Consider the following 18,602-nt stretch of genomic DNA (forward strand, 5'->3'; position numbering starts at 1 on the left):
GCTTTTCCTTTACTTCCCGGGCTATGGGAAGTATAATAAAGGAAACTGAGAAAACATGGAGGGTATTACCTATGGAACTGTTATTTTTGGAGCCGGTATTCAAAGAGGCTATCTGGGGTGGAACAAAATTAAGAGACTCGTTTGGATATGATATTCCAAGTGACACAACAGGAGAGTGCTGGGCGATCAGTGCTCATAAAAATGGTGACTGTAAGATTGCAGGTGGCAGATACGATGGAAGATATCTGAGCCAGTTATGGGAAGAAGAGCCGGAACTGTTTGGAAATTATCCGGGCAGCCAGTTTCCGCTTTTGATTAAAATCATTGATGCGAAAAATGATCTGAGTATTCAGGTACATCCCGATGATGCATATGCATCCGAACATGAAAATGGTTCGTTGGGGAAAACCGAGTGCTGGTATGTGCTGGACTGTGAGCCGGGTACAAAAATTGTTATCGGCCACAATGCAAAGGATAAAAAAGAACTGGAAGAGATGATCCGTCAGGGACGATGGGATGAATTTATCCGTGTGACAGATGTGAAAAAAGGAGATTTTTTCCAGATCAATCCGGGATGTCTGCATGCAATCAAAGGAGGTACGGTGATTCTGGAGACACAGCAGAACAGCGATATTACATATCGTGTATATGACTATGACAGATTGTCCGACGGAAAACCGAGACAGTTGCATGTGGAACAGAGCATTGACACAATTGTGGCACCGTTTGAGCCGGCAAAATGCGATACCTATACCGAGAACCTGCAGGGGGCGGAACATAAACATTTGATCACCTGTCCATTCTATTCTGTAGACAAGTATGATGTGGACGGTGTATTTACTATTGAATTTGACAAATATTTTACAGATGTCAGCGTAGTAGAAGGTTCCGGTACTGTAAATGGAATTCCGCTAGAAAAGGGTCAGCATTTTATCGTACCGGCAGGATACGGAAAGTGCCGTTTTGAAGGCGTGATGAGTCTGATCTGTTCGAATCCGGAAAAACATTAAGAGAAAATCCGGACTTAATAAAAGGAAATTAAAAAGTTAGACGGAATATATATAACAGAGATAATCTGAGAACGGTATAAAAAGCTGTTCGAAACACAGGTAAAAAGGAGAATACAGATATGAGACTGGGAGCACTGGAAGCAGGCGGAACCAAGATGGTCTGCGCAATCGGAAACGAAAACGGGGAGATTTTTGAGAGGATATCTATTCCTACCGAAACTCCGGAGATCACACTTCCGAAACTGATTGAGTATTTTAAAGATAAAGAGATCGAAGCACTGGGAATCGGCTGCTTTGGACCGATTGATGTAAACCGTAACTCTGAAACCTATGGTTATATCACGACCACACCAAAGCTGGCGTGGGCAAATTGCGATATTGTCGGTGCTTTTAAAAAAGCACTGAATATTCCGGTGGGATTTGATACGGATGTAAATGGATCTGCACTGGGAGAATCCACTTGGGGAATCACCAAAGGCCTGGAAAACAGCGTATATATAACTATCGGAACCGGTGTCGGTATGGGTATTATGAGCAACGGAAAACTGCTTCATGGTATGCTGCATCCGGAAGCAGGACATATCCTGATGAGAAAACATCCGGAAGATCATTACGAAGGCAAATGCCCATATCACAAAACCTGTCTGGAAGGTCTGGCTGCAGGCCCGGCGATCGAAGCACGCTGGGGCAAAAAAGGAATAGAACTGGCAGATAAGAAAGAAGTATGGGAGCTGGAAGCTTATTATATCGGACAGGCTCTGGTAGATCTGATTCTGGTACTGTCTCCGGAAAGAATTATTCTTGGTGGCGGTGTTATGCATCAGGAACATATGATGCCGTTAGTCAGAGAAGAAGTAAGAAAACAGATGGCCGGTTATATTAAGACGAAACAGATGGATGATCTGGATAATTATATTGTACTGCCAAGCCTGAATGATAATCAGGGAATTATGGGTGCGCTGAAACTGGCAGTGGATGAGCTGGAACTGGAGAAATAATATCCTTATATAAAATAAGAAAGCTGTCGTGGGGGAATCTGCGACAGCTTTCTTATTTTTCCGTGAATAACGAGACACATTCATATCTTTTACTTGACTTTCCTGTTGACACATGGTATAGTAAGTAAGCGACATGGAAGTAGGTCTTTTTTTTATGCCTAAAATCGAAAGACGTGAATTTCGATGGCAAAAGAAAAAAGTCCGTTGCAACAACGCAAATCAACACAGTGGAGGTGGAAGTCGTGCGCGTAAAAATCACATTGGCATGTACAGAATGTAAACAGCGGAATTACAACATGACAAAAGAGAAAAAGAATCATCCGGAAAGACTGGAGACCAAAAAGTATTGTAAATTCTGTAGAACACACACAATGCACAAAGAGACGAAATAAGATTGTCGTGTAAGAGGTGAGGACTATGGCAGAATCTGCAAAAAAAGAAAAGGCTCCGAAAAAGGAGAAAGCTCCGAAAAAGAGCTGGACCAAAGGTCTGAAGTCCGAATTTGACAAGATTATCTGGACTGACAAGAAAACAGTCGGCAAACAGACGGTTGCCGTTGTTGGTATCACAGTAGTCATGGGCGTGATTATTTCCGTTCTGGACAGTGCGGTTCTGGAGTTCGTTAATTTGCTGATTAAATAAGGACAAGGGTGAGGAAATGGCAGAAGCAAACTGGTATGTAGCCCATACATATTCGGGCTATGAAAACAAAGTGAAAGCCAACATTGAGAAAACAATCGAAAACCGACATCTGGAAGATCAGATTCTGGAAGTTCGGGTACCGATGCAGGATGTGACAGAGTTGAAAAACGGTGCACAGAAGCTGGTATCCAGAAAAATGTTCCCGGGATACGTACTGATCAACATGGTGATGAACGATGATACATGGTATGTTGTTCGTAACACCCGTGGTGTGACCGGATTCGTCGGACCGGGATCTAAACCGGTGCCTTTGAGCGAAGAAGAGATCGGCATGCTGGGTATCCAGCCTGAAACCATCGAAATCGATTTTGCAGAAGGCGACAGCGTAGTTGTTACCGGAGGAGCCTGGAAAGATACTACTGGTATTATCCAGACGCTCAACAGTCAGAAGCAGACTGTGACAATCAATGTTGAGTTGTTTGGTCGCGAAACACCGGTTGAGATCAGTTTCGCAGAAATTAAGAAGTTGTAAACAGAATCATCGAAGTATGAAGTTTCGCACGGAAATGATTCGTGGGAGGGAAATCCCCGCAATTACCACATTATAGGAGGTCATTACAATGGCAAAGAAAGTAACAGGATATATCAAATTACAGATTCCTGCTGGTAAAGCAACACCAGCACCACCAGTTGGACCGGCTCTGGGTCAGCATGGTGTAAATATCGTACAGTTTACAAAGGAATTCAATGCTAGAACAGCTGACAAGGGAGATCTGATCATCCCTGTAGTTATCACTGTATACGCAGACAGAAGTTTCAGCTTTATAACCAAAACTCCACCAGCTGCAGTTTTGCTGAAGAAAGCTTGTAACATCAAATCAGGTTCAGGTGTTCCGAACAAAACAAAAGTAGCTACTATTTCCAAAGATAAAGTAAAAGAGATCGCTGAAATGAAAATGCCAGATCTGAATGCAGCAAGCATCGAAGCAGCTATAAGCATGATCGCTGGTACTGCAAGAAGTATGGGTATCGTAGTTGAGGACTAATCTTTACTAATGTAACTTTGAGACCATAAGGTCACAAACAAACGAATATCGTGGGAGGGCAATCCCCGCAATTACCACAGGAGGTTATAGGAAATGAAACACGGTAAAAAATATATGGAAACTGCCAAAGCAGTTGATCGTGCAAAACTGTATGATCCGGATGAAGCAATCGCTTTAGCTAAAAAATCTGCAGTTGCAAAATTTGATGAAACAATCGAAGCTCATATCAGAACAGGCTGTGACGGACGTCACGCTGACCAGCAGATTCGTGGCGCAGTAGTTCTGCCTCACGGAACCGGTAAAACTGTTCGTGTCCTGGTATTCGCAAAAGGTGTGAAAGCTGATGAAGCTCAGGCAGCTGGAGCAGAATTCGTCGGAGCAGAAGAGCTGATCCCGAAGATCCAGAACGAAGGATGGTTTGACTTTGATGTAGTTGTTGCTACACCGGATATGATGGGTGTTGTTGGTCGTCTGGGTCGTGTACTCGGACCGAAAGGCTTAATGCCAAACCCGAAAGCTGGTACAGTAACAATGGACGTTACAAAAGCTGTTCAGGATATCAAAGCTGGTAAGATTGAATATCGTCTTGATAAAACAAATATTATTCACGTGCCAATCGGAAAAGCTTCTTTTACAGAAGAACAGTTAGCGGACAACTTCCAGACGCTGATGGGTGCAATCAATAAAGCAAAACCTTCTACACTGAAAGGTCAGTTCCTGAGAAGCGTAACAATCGCTCCTACTATGGGAATTGGTGTTAAGATTAACCCATTAAAACTTGTGTAATTATATAAGTGCAAATGAAGAAGAGCGGAGCCTTTGTAGGCGACGCTCTTTTTTGTGGGGGATTGGAGGGAGGACGCCCGTGAGAGTTGGAGTGTGATCCAACTCTCGCGGGCTGACGGCTGGTGAATGCCCAATGCCAAATGGGAGCACGGGAAAAGATGTGGATCTGGTTTGGTTGCCCGAAGGCATTGAAAAGAGATGTGCAAAAAGTTATAAAAAGCAGAAGTATAAAAAGTGGAAAAATTTACGAGAAAAAGGCTTGACAAGGTGAAAGTGTGATGATATAATACACCAGTATCACGCCGAAGACAGCAGGTGCCGGAAGGCATAAGGCTAGAACGCCTGCCGAGGAAATATACATTCTTAATGAAGAATTGGACTCCTCTTTGCGGTGCGCGAAGAGGCTTTTTTCATATTTGGCGGTACACAAAATCTATAAGGAGGTGCACCAATCATGGCAAAAGTTGAACTGAAAAAACCGATCGTAGAAGAGATTTCTGCAAACATCGCTGATGCTCAGGGTATTGTACTTGTAAACTACAGTGGTCTGACAGTGGCACAGGATACTCAGCTGCGTAAGGAATTAAGAGAAGCTGGTGTTGTATACAAAGTATACAAAAACACAATGATGAACTTTGCATTCCAGGGAACAGCATGTGAAGAACTGTGCAAACATCTGGATGGAACAAACGCTCTGGCTATCTCTAAAGAAGATGCAACTGCTCCTGCAAGAATCCTTGCGAAATTCGCAAAGACAGCTCCGCAGCTGGAACTGGTAGCAGGTGTTGTTGAAGGTGGTTACTATGACCAGGCTGGAATTAAAGCACTGTCCGAAGTACCTTCCAGAGAGGAACTTCTTGGAAAACTGCTTGGAAGCATCCAGTCCCCAATCGCCAACTTTGCTCGCGTCATCAGCCAGATCGCAGAAGCAAAAGAAGCATAAGTTTCTTAGCGAAGGCAAGCTGAAAGCGCAGCCTGAGGTTAGAAACTTAGCTGTTCGACAGCGCAAAGCGATGTCGAACTTCCTAGCAGCGTAAGCTGCCCCAAAAAAATTAAAAAAGAAAACAAAACTTATAATTGGAGGTAAATAAAAATGGCAAAACTTACTACAGCTGAATTTATTGAAGCTATCAAAGAACTGTCCGTTCTGGAACTGAACGAACTGGTAAAAGCATGTGAAGAAGAATTTGGTGTATCCGCAGCAGCAGGTGTTGTTGTAGCAGCAGCAGGTGCAGCAGAAGTAGCAGAAGAGAAAGATGAGTTTGACGTAGAGCTGACAGAAGTTGGTCCTAACAAAGTTAAAGTTATCAAAGTTGTTCGTGAAGCAACAGGTCTGGGACTGAAAGAAGCTAAAGAAGTAGTAGACGGTGCTCCGAAAGTAATCAAAGAAGCAGCTGCAAAAGCAGAAGCTGAAGAAATCAAAACAAAACTGGAAGCTGAAGGCGCTAAAGTAACTCTGAAATAATCAGATTACAGCATTTAGTTGAAAGATGGAGAACCCGGAAGAGCTACAATGCTCTTCCGGGTTTTTGTAATGAAAAATAAAAAAGATTAGAAAATTGGGTTGACACTCTTGACAAACTGTGATATTGTAAAAAATGCACTATTATGGCAAGATATGCCTACTAGTCTAATCTTAAAAGCACGAAAAAGGCATGAGCAGTAATAAATCAAATACACAAGGGGTGAAACGGTCAATGGAAAAAAACAGAATACGTCCTATTACAAACGGTAAAAGTATGCGGATGAGCTACCAGAGACAAAAAGAAGTTTTGGAAATGCCCAACTTGATTGAGGTTCAGAAAGATTCCTATAACTGGTTCCTTGAGGAAGGTTTAAAGGAAGTATTTGCTGATATCTCTCCGATCACTGATTACAGTGGCAAGTTGAGCTTGGAATTTGTGGACTTTACTTTGTGCGAGGATGATGTGAAATATTCCATCGAGGAGTGCAAAGAAAGAGACGCAACTTATGCAGCACCTTTAAAAGTAAAGGTGAGATTGTACAATAAGGAAAACGACGAAATTAAAGAGCATGAGATTTTCATGGGAGATTTGCCGTTGATGACAGCAACCGGTACCTTCGTAATTAATGGTGCAGAACGAGTTATTGTCAGTCAGTTAGTACGTTCCCCTGGTATTTACTATGCGATTGCTCATGACAAACTTGGTAAAAGACTGTTTTCTTCTACCGTAATCCCGAACAGAGGAGCATGGCTGGAATATGAAACAGATTCCAATGATGTCTTCTGGGTACGTGTAGACAGAACAAGAAAGGTTCCGATTTCTGTTCTGATTCGTGCTTTGGGAAAAGGAACCAACGCAGAGATCACAGAACTGTTTGGTGAGGAGCCGAAGATTCTGGCAAGCTTTACCAAAGATACAGCAACCTGCTATGAAGAAGGTCTGTTAGAGCTGTATAAAAAAATTCGTCCGGGTGAACCGCTGGCAGTAGACAGCGCAAGAAGCCTGATCACAAGCATGTTCTTTGATCCGAAACGGTATGATCTGGCTAAAGTAGGTAGATATAAATTCAATAAAAAACTGCATCTGAAAAACCGTATCAGCGGTCATGTACTGGCTGAAGACGTAGTGGATACTACCACAGGTGAGATCCTGGCAGAAGCAGGTACAGAAGTAACAAAAGAACTGGCAACTTCTATCCAGAATGCGGCAGTTCCGTTTGTGTGGATTCAGACAGAAGAAAGAAATGTAAAAGTTCTGTCCAACCTGATGGTAGATCTGACCGCACATGTAGACTGTAATCCGGAAGAACTGGGTGTTACAGAGCTGGTATATTACCCTGCACTGGAACAACTGATGGAAGAATATGAAGATGCTGATGAACTGAAAGAAGCCATCAAACATCATATTCATGATCTGATTCCGAAACACATTACAGAAGAAGATATTTTTGCTTCTATTAACTATAACTTACATCTGGAATATGGTCTGGGAACCGACGATGATATCGACCACTTAGGAAACCGTCGTATCCGTGCGGTCGGAGAATTGCTGCAGAACCAGTACCGTATCGGTATGTCAAGACTGGAACGTGTTGTTCGTGAAAGAATGACAACACAGGATCCGGAGGGTATTTCTCCACAGTCTCTGATCAACATCAAACCGGTAACCGCTGCTGTAAAAGAATTCTTCGGTTCTTCTCAGCTGTCTCAGTTCATGGATCAGAACAACCCGCTGGGTGAGCTGACTCATAAGAGACGTCTGTCCGCACTGGGACCTGGTGGTCTGTCAAGAGACCGTGCCGGATTCGAGGTTCGAGATGTACACTATTCTCATTACGGAAGAATGTGTCCGGTAGAGACTCCTGAGGGACCTAACATCGGTCTGATCAACTCTCTGGCATCTTATGCAAGAATTAATGAATACGGATTTGTGGAAGCTCCATATCGTAAGATCGACAAAACAGATCCGAAGAATCCTCGCGTTACAGACGAAGTTGTTTATATGACAGCTGATGAGGAAGATAATTATCATGTAGCACAGGCGAACGAACCTCTGGATGAAGAAGGACATTTCCTTCATAAGAATGTATCCGGTCGTTACCGTGAGGAGACACAGGAATACGAAAGAAGAATGTTCGATTACATGGACGTATCTCCTAAGATGGTATTCTCTGTAGCTACAGCCCTGATTCCGTTCCTGCAGAACGATGATGCGAACCGTGCGCTGATGGGATCCAACATGCAGCGTCAGGCCGTACCGCTGATGATTACAGAAGCTCCTGTAGTCGGAACCGGTATCGAAGCCAAAGCTGCCGTAGACTCCGGTGTTTGTGTGGTTGCCAAGAAGGCAGGTACCATTACCAAGTCTACATCCAAAGAGATTACAATGAAAAACGATGACGGTACCACAGATGTATACCGTCTGACCAAGTTCCTGAGAAGTAACCAGTCCAACTGTTACAATCAGAAACCAATCGTATTCAAGAACGAACATGTAGAAGCAGGTCAGGTAATCGCTGACGGTCCTTCTACTTACAATGGTGAACTTGCTCTTGGTAAGAACCCGCTGATCGGTTTCATGACCTGGGAAGGTTATAACTACGAGGATGCGGTTCTGCTGAGTGAGAGACTGGTACAGGAAGATGTATATACTTCTATTCATATCGAAGAATATGAAGCAGAGTCCAGAGATACCAAGCTGGGACCGGAAGAGATCACAAAAGATGTTCCGGGTGTCGGTGATGATGCTCTGAAAGATCTGGATGAACGTGGTATTATCCGTATCGGTGCTGAGGTCCGTGCGGGAGATATTCTGGTTGGTAAGGTAACTCCGAAGGGAGAGACTGAACTGACAGCTGAGGAACGTCTGTTACGTGCTATTTTCGGTGAGAAAGCAAGAGAAGTACGTGATACTTCCCTGAAGGTACCACATGGTGAATACGGTATTGTTGTGGATGCGAAAGTATTTACAAGAGAAAATGGCGACGAACTGTCACCTGGTGTAAATCAGGCTGTTCGTATCTACATTGCACAGAAGAGAAAGATCTCTATCGGTGATAAGATGGCCGGTCGTCACGGTAACAAGGGTGTTGTTTCCCGTGTTCTGCCTGTAGAAGATATGCCATTCCTGCCGAACGGTCGTCCTCTGGATATCGTGCTGAATCCTCTGGGTGTACCTTCCCGTATGAATATCGGACAGGTCCTGGAGATTCATCTGAGTCTGGCCGCAAAGGCTCTTGGATTCAACATTGCCACTCCTGTATTCGATGGCGCAAGTGAGAACGACATCATGGATACTCTGGAACTGGCAAATGATTATGTAAATCTGTCCTGGGAAGAGTTCTCTGAGAAGCATAAAGAAGAGCTGCTTCCGGAAGTTCTGGATTATCTGTATGAGAACAGAGATCACAGAAATCTGTGGAAAGGTGTTCCAATCTCACGAGATGGTAAAGTAAGACTTCGTGACGGTCGTACCGGTGAATATTTCGACAGTCCGGTAACCATTGGTCACATGCATTATCTGAAGCTGCATCACCTGGTTGATGATAAGATCCATGCACGTTCTACCGGACCATACTCCCTGGTAACACAGCAGCCTCTGGGTGGTAAAGCTCAGTTCGGTGGCCAGCGTTTCGGAGAGATGGAGGTATGGGCACTGGAAGCATACGGTGCATCTTATACTCTGCAGGAGATCCTGACAGTCAAATCCGATGATGTGATCGGTCGTGTGAAGACATACGAAGCGATCATCAAAGGTGACAATATCCCTGAACCGGGTATTCCGGAGTCTTTCAAGGTATTGCTCAAAGAGCTGCAGTCTCTGGGACTGGATGTAAGAGTCCTGAAAGATGATAATACAGAAGTGGAAATCATGGAAAATATCGACTATGGCGATACTGATCTGCGCTCCATCATCGAGGGTGACAAGCGATACAACCGCGATGAAGAAGAGTCCTACGGAAACTATGGTTTCAGCAAACAGGAATTCGAAGGCGAAGAACTGGTGGATGTAGAAGAAGACGCAGCTGATGAATCAGCTGACGAAGAATTAGATTTCTAAGAGAAAACATTCTCTGATGCGATAGAAAAAGTCCTGTGGCCGCGTAACAGCGGCCGTGGGAATGAATCCTAGAAAGGAGCAACCAAATGGCTGAAACAACCAATAAAGAAGTATATCAACCAATGACGTTCGATGCGATTAAAATTGGTCTGGCATCTCCGGAAAAGATCCGTGAATGGTCTCATGGTGAAGTAAAAAAACCAGAAACCATCAACTACCGTACATTAAAACCGGAAAAAGATGGTCTGTTTTGCGAGAGAATCTTCGGACCAAGCAAAGACTGGGAGTGTCATTGTGGTAAATATAAAAAGATCCGTTATAAAGGGGTTGTCTGCGACCGCTGTGGTGTAGAAGTTACAAAATCAAGCGTTCGTAGAGAGCGTATGGGACATATTGAACTGGCAGCGCCGGTATCTCATATCTGGTACTTCAAGGGAATTCCGTCCCGTATGGGTCTGATCCTGGATCTGTCTCCGAGAACACTGGAGAGAGTTCTGTATTTTGCGAATTATATTGTCCTCGATCCGGGTGATACCAATCTGCAGCTGAAACAGGTGCTGACAGAGAGAGAATACCAGGAAGCGAGAGAACAGTTTGGAGACACCTTCCGTGTAGGTATGGGCGCAGAATCTATCAAAGAACTGCTGCAATCCATAGACCTGGAAGCAGAATCCTTAGAACTGAAAGCTGGACTGAAAGATGCAACCGGACAGAAACGTGCCCGTATCATCAAACGTCTGGAAGTTGTAGAAGCATTCCGCGAATCCGGTAACAGACCGGAGTGGATGATCATGGATGTTGTACCGGTTATTCCGCCGGATCTGCGTCCTATGGTACAGCTGGACGGTGGACGTTTTGCTACATCTGACCTGAATGATCTGTACCGTCGTATCATCAACCGTAACAACCGTCTGAAAAGACTGCTGGAGCTGGGAGCCCCGGATATTATCGTAAGAAATGAAAAACGTATGCTGCAGGAAGCTGTAGATGCGCTGATCGATAACGGTCGCCGTGGCCGTCCGGTAACCGGACCTGGTAACAGAGCTCTGAAATCTCTGTCCGATATGCTGAAAGGTAAATCCGGACGTTTCCGTCAGAACCTGCTGGGTAAACGAGTTGACTACTCCGGACGTTCCGTAATCGTCGTTGGACCGGAACTGAAGATTTATCAGTGTGGTCTGCCGAAAGAGATGGCAATCGAGCTGTTTAAACCGTTCGTTATGAAAGAACTGGTTGCAAACGGAACCGCTCATAACATTAAAAACGCAAAGAAAATGGTCGAGAAAGTACAGCCGGAAGTATGGGATGTACTGGAAGACGTTATCAAAGAGCATCCGGTTATGCTGAACCGTGCTCCTACACTGCATCGTCTGGGTATTCAGGCATTTGAACCGATCCTGGTAGAAGGTAAAGCGATCAAGCTGCATCCTCTGGTTTGTACCGCGTTCAATGCCGATTTCGATGGTGACCAGATGGCTGTCCATCTTCCGCTGTCCGTAGAAGCACAGGCAGAATGCCGTTTCCTGCTGTTGTCTCCGAACAACCTGCTGAAACCGTCCGATGGTGGTCCGGTAGCCGTTCCTTCACAGGATATGGTCCTGGGTATTTATTACCTGACACAGGAAAGACCGGGAAGCAAGGGAGAAGGCGGATACTACAAGAGCCTGAACGAAGCTATCCTGGCTTACGAAAACGGATACCTGACACTGCAGACAAGAATTCACGTTCGCCGTGAAAAAACTCTGCCGACAGGAGAAGTCCTGGAAGGAACAGTAGAATCCACTCTGGGTAGATTCCTGTTCAACGAGATCCTGCCACAGGATCTGGGATTTGTAGACAGAAGTGTTCCGGGTAACGAACTGCTTCCGGAAGTTGATTTCCATGTAGGAAAGAAACAGCTGAAACAGATCCTTGAAAAAGTTATCAATACCCACGGACAGACAAAGACTGCGGAAGTACTGGATGATATCAAAGCCACCGGTTACAAATATTCTACGAGAGCTGCTATGACTGTATCCATTTCCGATATGACTGTGCCGCCTCAGAAACCACAGATGATCGAACAGGCGCAGGAAACTGTAGATAAAATCACCAGAAACTTCAAACGTGGTCTGATCACAGAAGAAGAGCGCTACAAAGAAGTCGTTGAAACCTGGAAACAGACCGATGATGAGCTGACAAAAGCCCTGCTGAATGGTCTGGATAAATATAACAACATCTTCATGATGGCCGATTCCGGAGCCCGTGGATCTGATAAACAGATCAAACAGCTGGCCGGTATGCGAGGATTGATGGCCGATACAACCGGTCACACCATCGAGCTGCCTATCAAGTCAAACTTCCGTGAAGGTCTTGATGTACTGGAATATTTCATGTCCGCCCATGGAGCTCGAAAAGGTATGTCCGATACCGCCCTTCGTACCGCCGATTCCGGTTACCTGACCAGACGTCTGGTAGATGTATCTCAGGAGCTGGTTGTTCGTGAGATGGATTGTGCGGAAGGCAGAGATGAGATTCCGGGTATGTATGTGAAAGAATTCACAGACGGAAAAGAAGAAATCGAAAGTCTGCAGGAACGTATCACAGGACGTTTCTCCTGCGAGACAATCAAAGATAAAGATGGTAATGTGCTTGTAAAAGCAAACCACATGATCACACCGAAACGTGCAGCTAAGATCATGAGCGAAGGTGTCAATGCAGAAGGCAAACCTTACGACAAGATCAAGATCCGTACGATTCTGAGCTGTAAATGTAAGGTTGGTATCTGTGCAAAATGTTATGGTGCCAACATGGCAACAGGAGAAGCTGTTCAGGTTGGTGAGTCTGTAGGTATCATCGCCGCACAGTCCATCGGTGAGCCTGGTACACAGCTGACCATGCGTACTTTCCATAGTGGTGGTGTTGCCGGTGGCGATATCACACAGGGTCTTCCTCGTGTCGAGGAGCTGTTCGAGGCAAGAAAGCCGAAAGGACTTGCCATTATCACAGAGATTCCTGGTGAAGTTGCAATCAAAGATACCAAGAAGAAACGAGAAATCGTAATTACCGATAAAGAAAGCGGAGAAACCAAGACATACCTGATCCCTTACGGATCCAGAATCAAGGTTACAGACGGACAGATGCTGGAAGCCGGTGATGAACTGACAGAAGGTTCTGTTAACCCACACGACATTCTGAAAATCAAAGGTGTACGTGCCGTACAGGATTATATGATCCGTGAAGTACAGAGAGTATACCGTCTGCAGGGTGTAGAAATCAACGATAAACATATCGAAGTTATCGTTCGTCAGATGCTGAAAAAGATCCGTATCGAAGACAACGGAGATACAGAACTTCTTCCGGGTACGATGGTTGATTTCCTTGAATATGAAGATATCAATGAAAAGATGGAAGCAGAAGGAAAAGCTCCGGCGGAAGGAAAACAGGTTCTGCTGGGTATTACCAAAGCTTCTCTGGCAACCGATTCCTTTATGTCAGCAGCATCCTTCCAGGAGACAACAAAAGTCCTGACAGAAGCTGCTATCAAAGGAAAAGTTGACCACCTGGTAGGTCTGAAAGAAAACGTTATCATCGGTAAACTGATTCCGGCCGGTACTGGTCTGAAGCGTTACAGCAACATCAAACTTTCCACAGATGATATGCTGAAGGAAGAAGAGGACGATATCCTGTTGGACGATGAAGATCTGGAACTTGTACCGGAAGATATCACAGTAGAGGAAGAAGCTTCCGAAACTGCTGAGACAGATGAAGAAACAGATGAAATCGCTGAAGAACTGGTAACTCTTGAGGATAGCGAAGAGTAAAGTCACTGATATCAGGTAATAATGAGTAAATAAGTAAAAAGTCAGGGGAAACTGATAAAAATCAGTAATACTCCCTTGACTTTTTATTTTTTCGATGCTATGATACTACAGGTGCGCATGGAAATGCAGTTATTTTAATGTGCGCAAAATTACCTTATAAAAGGTAAGACGGCTGCATAGTCGTATGATTTAGAAATAGCAACCGCAGAACCAGAAAAGGAATAATTACAGGAGGTGAAATGGAATGCCAACATTTAACCAGTTAGTAAGAAAAGGACGTCAGACTTCTGTTAAGAAATCTACCGCTCCTGCTCTGCAGAAAAGCTTTAACTCTTTAAGAAAAAAATCCAGCGATCTGTCTTCTCCACAGAAGAGAGGTGTGTGTACAGCTGTTAAAACTGCTACACCTAAAAAACCTAACTCAGCTCTTCGTAAGATTGCCAGAGTACGTCTGTCAAACGGAATCGAAGTAACAAGCTACATTCCAGGAGAAGGTCATAACCTTCAGGAACATAGCGTTGTTCTGATCCGTGGAGGCCGTGTTAAAGACTTACCTGGTACAAGATACCATATCATCAGAGGTACTCTTGATACCGCAGGTGTCGCTAACAGAAAACAGGCTCGTTCCAAATACGGAGCTAAAAGACCTAAAAAATAAGATGAAAAGCTACGCTACGGCTGCTTAGCGGCATAGCGAAACAAAATTGACAATATCACAATACTATGTACGGTCATTCCATTTATACCCTGATGGTTGCGGGTGAAATAGAGGAATTTACCAGTGCGAACACATAGTCGACAGTACCTGTTTAACTGCTCAGGCTGTCATGTGAGTACCTAAGAGATAATCTATTGATTAAGGAGGGAAGTAACGTGCCACGTAAAGGACATACTCAGAAAAGAGACGTGTTAGCAGATCCGATGTACAACAACAAAGTGGTTACCAAACTTATCAATAACATCATGTTAGACGGTAAGAAAGGTGTAGCACAGAAGATTGTATACGGCGCTTTCGCTAAAATTGAAGAAAAAGCTGGAAAACCAGCTATCGAAGTTTTTGAAGAAGCTATGAACAACATCATGCCTGTACTGGAAGTAAAGGCTAGACGTATCGGTGGAGCTACCTATCAGGTACCTATCGAGGTTCGTCCGGAAAGACGTCAGGCTTTGGCTCTTCGTTGGTTAACTCTGTATTCTCGTAAAAGAGGAGAGAAGACCATGGAAGACAGACTGGCAAATGAGCTTCTGGATGCTATGAACAACACCGGTGCATCTGTTAAGAAGAAAGAAGACATGCATAAAATGGCAGAAGCTAATAAGGCATTTGCTCATTACAGATTCTAAAGGAGGAAATCCAATTGGCTGGAAGAGAATATCCATTAGAGAGAACCAGAAATATTGGTATTATGGCGCATATCGATGCTGGTAAGACCACTCTGACAGAGCGTATCTTATATTACACCGGTGTAAACTATAAAATCGGAGATACACATGAAGGTACTGCTACCATGGACTGGATGGAACAGGAGCAGGAAAGAGGTATCACCATTACTTCCGCAGCTACCACATGTCACTGGACTCTGGAAGAACAGACAAAACCGAAAAAAGGTGCTCTGGAACATCGTATCAACATCATTGATACCCCAGGTCACGTAGACTTTACTGTAGAGGTAGAGCGTTCCCTGCGTGTACTGGACGGTGCTGTTGGTGTGTTCTGTGCAAAAGGTGGTGTAGAACCACAGTCTGAAAACGTATGGCGTCAGGCTGACACATACAATGTACCTCGTATGGCATTCATCAACAAGATGGATATCCTGGGTGCAGACTTCTACAACGCTGTAGATCAGATTAAAACAAGATTAGGAAAAAATGCAATTTGTCTTCAGCTGCCAATCGGTAAAGAAGATGAATTCCAGGGAATCATTGACCTGTTCGAGATGAAAGCTTACATCTACAACGATGATAAGGGTGATGATATCTCTGTAGTAGATATTCCGGAAGATATGCAGGACGAAGCAGAACTGTATCATACAGAACTGGTAGAGAAAATCTGCGAGTTGGATGATGATCTGATGATGGAATATCTGGAAGGTGAAGAACCTTCTGTAGAAGCAATGAAAGCAGCACTGAGAAAAGGTACCTGCGAGTGCACAGCTGTTCCGGTTTGCTGCGGATCTGCTTACAAAAACAAAGGAGTTCAGAAACTTCTGGATGCTATCCTGGAGTTCATGCCGGCTCCTACAGACATTCCGCCTATCAACGGAACAGATCTGGATGGAAACGAAGTAGTTCGTCATTCTTCTGATGATGAACCGTTCTCCGCACTGGTATTTAAAATCATGACTGACCCGTTCGTTGGTAAACTGGCATACTTCCGTGTATATTCAGGAACCATGAACTCCGGTTCTTATGTATTAAATGCTACAAAAGATAAAAAAGAACGTGTAGGACGTATCCTGCAGATGCACGCTAACAAACGTCAGGAGCTGGATAAAGTTTACTCCGGAGATATCGCAGCAGCGATCGGATTCAAGTTCAGTACTACCGGTGATACCATCTGTGATGATCAGCATCCGGTAATCCTGGAGTCCATGGAATTCCCGGAACCGGTTATCGAGCTGGCTATCGAGCCTAAGACAAAAGCCGGACAGGGTAAACTGGGTGAAGCTCTGGCAAAACTGGCAGAGGAAGATCCTACTTTCCGTGCTCATACCGATCAGGAAACTGGTCAGACAATCATCGCAGGTATGGGTGAGCTGCATCTGGATATCATCGTTGACCGTCTGCTGAGAGAATTCAAGGTAGAGGCTAACGTTGGTGCTCCTCAGGTTGCATACAAAGAGACCATCACAAAACCGGTTGACGTTGAGCATAAATATGCAAAACAGTCCGGTGGACGTGGACAGTATGGTCACTGTAAAGTTAAATTTGAGCCAATGGATGCTAACGCAGAAGAAACTTACAAATTCGAATCTACTGTAGTTGGTGGTGCTATTCCGAAGGAATACATTCCGGCAGTAGGCGAAGGTATCGAAGAAGCTATGAAGTCCGGTATTCTGGGCGGATTCCCTGTAGTAGGTGTTCATGCGAACGTATACGATGGTTCTTACCATGAAGTCGATTCCTCTGAAATGGCATTCCACATTGCCGGATCTATGGCGTTCAAGGAAGCTATGCAGAAAGCATCTCCTGTACTGCTGGAGCCTATCATGAGAGTCGAAGTTACTACTCCGGAAGATTACATGGGTGATGTTATCGGTGATATCAACTCCCGTCGTGGTCGTATCGAAGGTATGGAAGATATCGGTGGAGGAAAGATGATCCGTGGATATGTTCCGCTGGCTGAAATGTTCGGTTACGCAACAGACCTTCGTTCCAGAACTCAGGGACGTGGTAACTACTCCATGTTCTTTGACAGATATGAACCAGTTCCGAAGTCTGTTCAGGAAAAAGTTCTGTCTTCAAAGTCTAAATAATAACGCCTTACTATCAGGCGCCCGTAATTGCTGAAATTATGGAAATATGACTTGCAAATATCCTTGATTTGCAATATAATCAAGGATAGCAGGTCTAATAATATAGTAAATTAAAATTTTGCCGTAAGGCGCAAGTTTTAAGGAGGAAAATTAATAATGGCTAAAGCTAAATTTGAAAGAAGCAAACCACATTGTAACATTGGTACCATTGGACACGTTGACCATGGTAAAACTACTCTGACTGCAGCTATTACAAAAACTCTGCATGAAAGACTGGGTACAGGTGAAGCTGTAGCATTCGAAAATATCGATAAAGCTCCAGAAGAAAGAGAACGTGGAATCACAATCTCTACTGCTCACGTTGAGTATGAAACAAACAAACGTCACTACGCACACGTTGACTGCCCAGGCCATGCTGACTACGTTAAAAACATGATCACTGGTGCTGCTCAGATGGATGGTGCTATCCTGGTTGTAGCTGCTACCGATGGTGTTATGGCTCAGACAAAAGAGCACATCCTGCTGTCTCGTCAGGTAGGTGTTCCTTACATCGTTGTATTCATGAACAAATGTGATATGGTAGACGATGAAGAACTTCTGGAACTGGTAGACATGGAAATCCGTGAGCTGCTGAACGAGTACGAATTCCCGGGAGATGACACTCCGATTATCCAGGGATCTGCTCTGAAAGCTCTGGAAGATCCGAACAGCGAATGGGGAGACAAAATCCTGGAACTGATGGATGCTGTAGATAGCTACATTCCGGATCCAGAACGTGACACTGACAAACCGTTCCTGATGCCTGTAGAGGACGTATTCACAATCACTGGTCGTGGTACTGTTGCTACTGGTAGAGTAGAGCGTGGTGTTCTGCATCTGAACGACGAAGTTGAAATCCTGGGTGTTAAAGAAGACGTTAAGAAAACAGTTGTAACTGGTATCGAAATGTTCCGTAAACTGTTGGATGAAGCACAGGCTGGTGATAACATCGGTGCTCTGCTGCGTGGTGTTCAGAGAACAGAAATCGTTCGTGGACAGGTTCTGGCTAAACCAGGTTCTGTAACATGCCACAAAAAATTCACAGCTCAGGTTTACGTTCTGACAAAAGATGAAGGTGGACGTCATACTCCGTTCTTCAACAACTATCGTCCGCAGTTCTACTTCAGAACAACTGACGTAACAGGTGTTATCAGCCTGCCAGAAGGTACAGAAATGTGCATGCCTGGTGATAACGTAGAAATGACAATCGAACTGATCCATCCGATCGCTATGGAACAGGGTCTGACTTTCGCTATCCGTGAAGGTGGACGTACTGT

Annotated in this window: 15 protein-coding genes and 1 other annotated feature; all 15 genes read left to right on the top strand. The window is 44.4% G+C overall.

Features of this window, described 5'->3' with window-relative positions:
* The first annotated feature begins 71 nt into the window (after positions 1-71).
* Positions 72-1,010 (top strand): type I phosphomannose isomerase catalytic subunit, encoded by a 939-nt coding sequence (locus tag MSA64_RS06750; RefSeq protein WP_022172796.1) that lies wholly within the window; start codon positions 72-74, stop codon positions 1,008-1,010.
* Positions 1,011-1,129: 119 nt separating this feature from the next.
* Positions 1,130-2,008: an ROK family protein gene (locus tag MSA64_RS06755; protein WP_154431570.1), complete on the top strand. Its 879-nt coding sequence runs from the start codon at positions 1,130-1,132 to the stop codon at positions 2,006-2,008.
* Between the two features lie 242 nt (positions 2,009-2,250).
* Positions 2,251-2,400: a 50S ribosomal protein L33 gene (rpmG, locus tag MSA64_RS06760; RefSeq protein ID WP_106493166.1), complete on the top strand. Its 150-nt coding sequence runs from the start codon at positions 2,251-2,253 to the stop codon at positions 2,398-2,400.
* Between the two features lie 25 nt (positions 2,401-2,425).
* A complete protein-coding gene (gene secE / locus MSA64_RS06765; RefSeq protein WP_154431571.1) occupies positions 2,426-2,650 on the top strand; it encodes a preprotein translocase subunit SecE in 225 nt (74 codons plus the stop codon).
* 16 nt (positions 2,651-2,666) lie between these two features.
* A complete protein-coding gene (gene nusG / locus MSA64_RS06770) occupies positions 2,667-3,182 on the top strand; it encodes a transcription termination/antitermination protein NusG (RefSeq protein WP_154431572.1) in 516 nt (171 codons plus the stop codon).
* Between the two features lie 88 nt (positions 3,183-3,270).
* Entirely contained in the window at positions 3,271-3,696 is a 426-nt protein-coding gene (rplK, locus tag MSA64_RS06775) for a 50S ribosomal protein L11 (protein WP_154431573.1), read from the top strand.
* Between the two features lie 93 nt (positions 3,697-3,789).
* Positions 3,790-4,482, top strand: coding sequence for a 50S ribosomal protein L1 (rplA, locus tag MSA64_RS06780; RefSeq protein ID WP_022172801.1), 693 nt, complete (start codon positions 3,790-3,792; stop codon positions 4,480-4,482).
* Between the two features lie 284 nt (positions 4,483-4,766).
* Positions 4,767-4,901 (top strand) — a sequence feature (ribosomal protein L10 leader region).
* A 35-nt stretch (positions 4,902-4,936) separates the two neighbouring features.
* Positions 4,937-5,425, top strand: a complete 489-nt coding sequence (rplJ, locus tag MSA64_RS06785; protein WP_118568443.1) for a 50S ribosomal protein L10 — start codon at positions 4,937-4,939, stop codon at positions 5,423-5,425.
* 150 nt (positions 5,426-5,575) lie between these two features.
* The gene (rplL, locus tag MSA64_RS06790) at positions 5,576-5,947 is read left to right on the top strand and encodes a 50S ribosomal protein L7/L12 (protein WP_154431574.1); all 372 of its coding nucleotides are present in this window, start codon (positions 5,576-5,578) and stop codon (positions 5,945-5,947) included.
* A 232-nt stretch (positions 5,948-6,179) separates the two neighbouring features.
* Positions 6,180-10,007: a DNA-directed RNA polymerase subunit beta gene (gene rpoB, locus MSA64_RS06795; RefSeq protein WP_117525041.1), complete on the top strand. Its 3,828-nt coding sequence runs from the start codon at positions 6,180-6,182 to the stop codon at positions 10,005-10,007.
* Positions 10,008-10,093: 86 nt separating this feature from the next.
* Positions 10,094-13,810: a DNA-directed RNA polymerase subunit beta' gene (gene rpoC / locus MSA64_RS06800; protein WP_287891089.1), complete on the top strand. Its 3,717-nt coding sequence runs from the start codon at positions 10,094-10,096 to the stop codon at positions 13,808-13,810.
* Between the two features lie 244 nt (positions 13,811-14,054).
* Positions 14,055-14,468 carry a 30S ribosomal protein S12 gene (gene rpsL / locus MSA64_RS06805; RefSeq protein WP_022008863.1) on the top strand — a complete coding sequence of 138 codons (414 nt, stop codon included), beginning with the start codon at positions 14,055-14,057 and terminating at the stop codon, positions 14,466-14,468.
* A 215-nt stretch (positions 14,469-14,683) separates the two neighbouring features.
* Complete coding sequence (gene rpsG / locus MSA64_RS06810) at positions 14,684-15,154, top strand: 30S ribosomal protein S7 (protein WP_022398582.1); 471 nt, start codon at positions 14,684-14,686, stop codon at positions 15,152-15,154.
* A 14-nt stretch (positions 15,155-15,168) separates the two neighbouring features.
* A complete protein-coding gene (gene fusA / locus MSA64_RS06815) occupies positions 15,169-17,286 on the top strand; it encodes an elongation factor G (protein WP_154431576.1) in 2,118 nt (705 codons plus the stop codon).
* 156 nt (positions 17,287-17,442) lie between these two features.
* On the top strand, positions 17,443-18,602 hold a 1,160-nt coding region (gene tuf / locus MSA64_RS06820; RefSeq protein ID WP_287891092.1), incomplete at its 3' end, for an elongation factor Tu.

This window comes from Oliverpabstia sp., assembly GCF_022785585.1.
GTDB lineage: Bacteria > Bacillota > Clostridia > Lachnospirales > Lachnospiraceae > Oliverpabstia > Oliverpabstia intestinalis.

Excerpts from the sequence above, each read along its gene's own strand:
- rplL (WP_154431574.1), top strand. The coding sequence starts at position 5,576 with ATGGCAAAACTTACTACAGCTGAATTTATTGAAGCTATCAAAGAACTG.
- rplJ (WP_118568443.1), top strand. The coding sequence starts at position 4,937 with ATGGCAAAAGTTGAACTGAAAAAACCGATCGTAGAAGAGATTTCTGCA.
- secE (WP_154431571.1), top strand. The coding sequence starts at position 2,426 with ATGGCAGAATCTGCAAAAAAAGAAAAGGCTCCGAAAAAGGAGAAAGCT.
- nusG (WP_154431572.1), top strand. The coding sequence starts at position 2,667 with ATGGCAGAAGCAAACTGGTATGTAGCCCATACATATTCGGGCTATGAA.
- rpoB (WP_117525041.1), top strand. The coding sequence starts at position 6,180 with ATGGAAAAAAACAGAATACGTCCTATTACAAACGGTAAAAGTATGCGG.
- rpsL (WP_022008863.1), top strand. The coding sequence starts at position 14,055 with ATGCCAACATTTAACCAGTTAGTAAGAAAAGGACGTCAGACTTCTGTT.
- rplK (WP_154431573.1), top strand. The coding sequence starts at position 3,271 with ATGGCAAAGAAAGTAACAGGATATATCAAATTACAGATTCCTGCTGGT.
- rplA (WP_022172801.1), top strand. The coding sequence starts at position 3,790 with ATGAAACACGGTAAAAAATATATGGAAACTGCCAAAGCAGTTGATCGT.
- MSA64_RS06750 (WP_022172796.1), top strand. The coding sequence starts at position 72 with ATGGAACTGTTATTTTTGGAGCCGGTATTCAAAGAGGCTATCTGGGGT.
- rpoC (WP_287891089.1), top strand. The coding sequence starts at position 10,094 with ATGGCTGAAACAACCAATAAAGAAGTATATCAACCAATGACGTTCGAT.
- MSA64_RS06755 (WP_154431570.1), top strand. The coding sequence starts at position 1,130 with ATGAGACTGGGAGCACTGGAAGCAGGCGGAACCAAGATGGTCTGCGCA.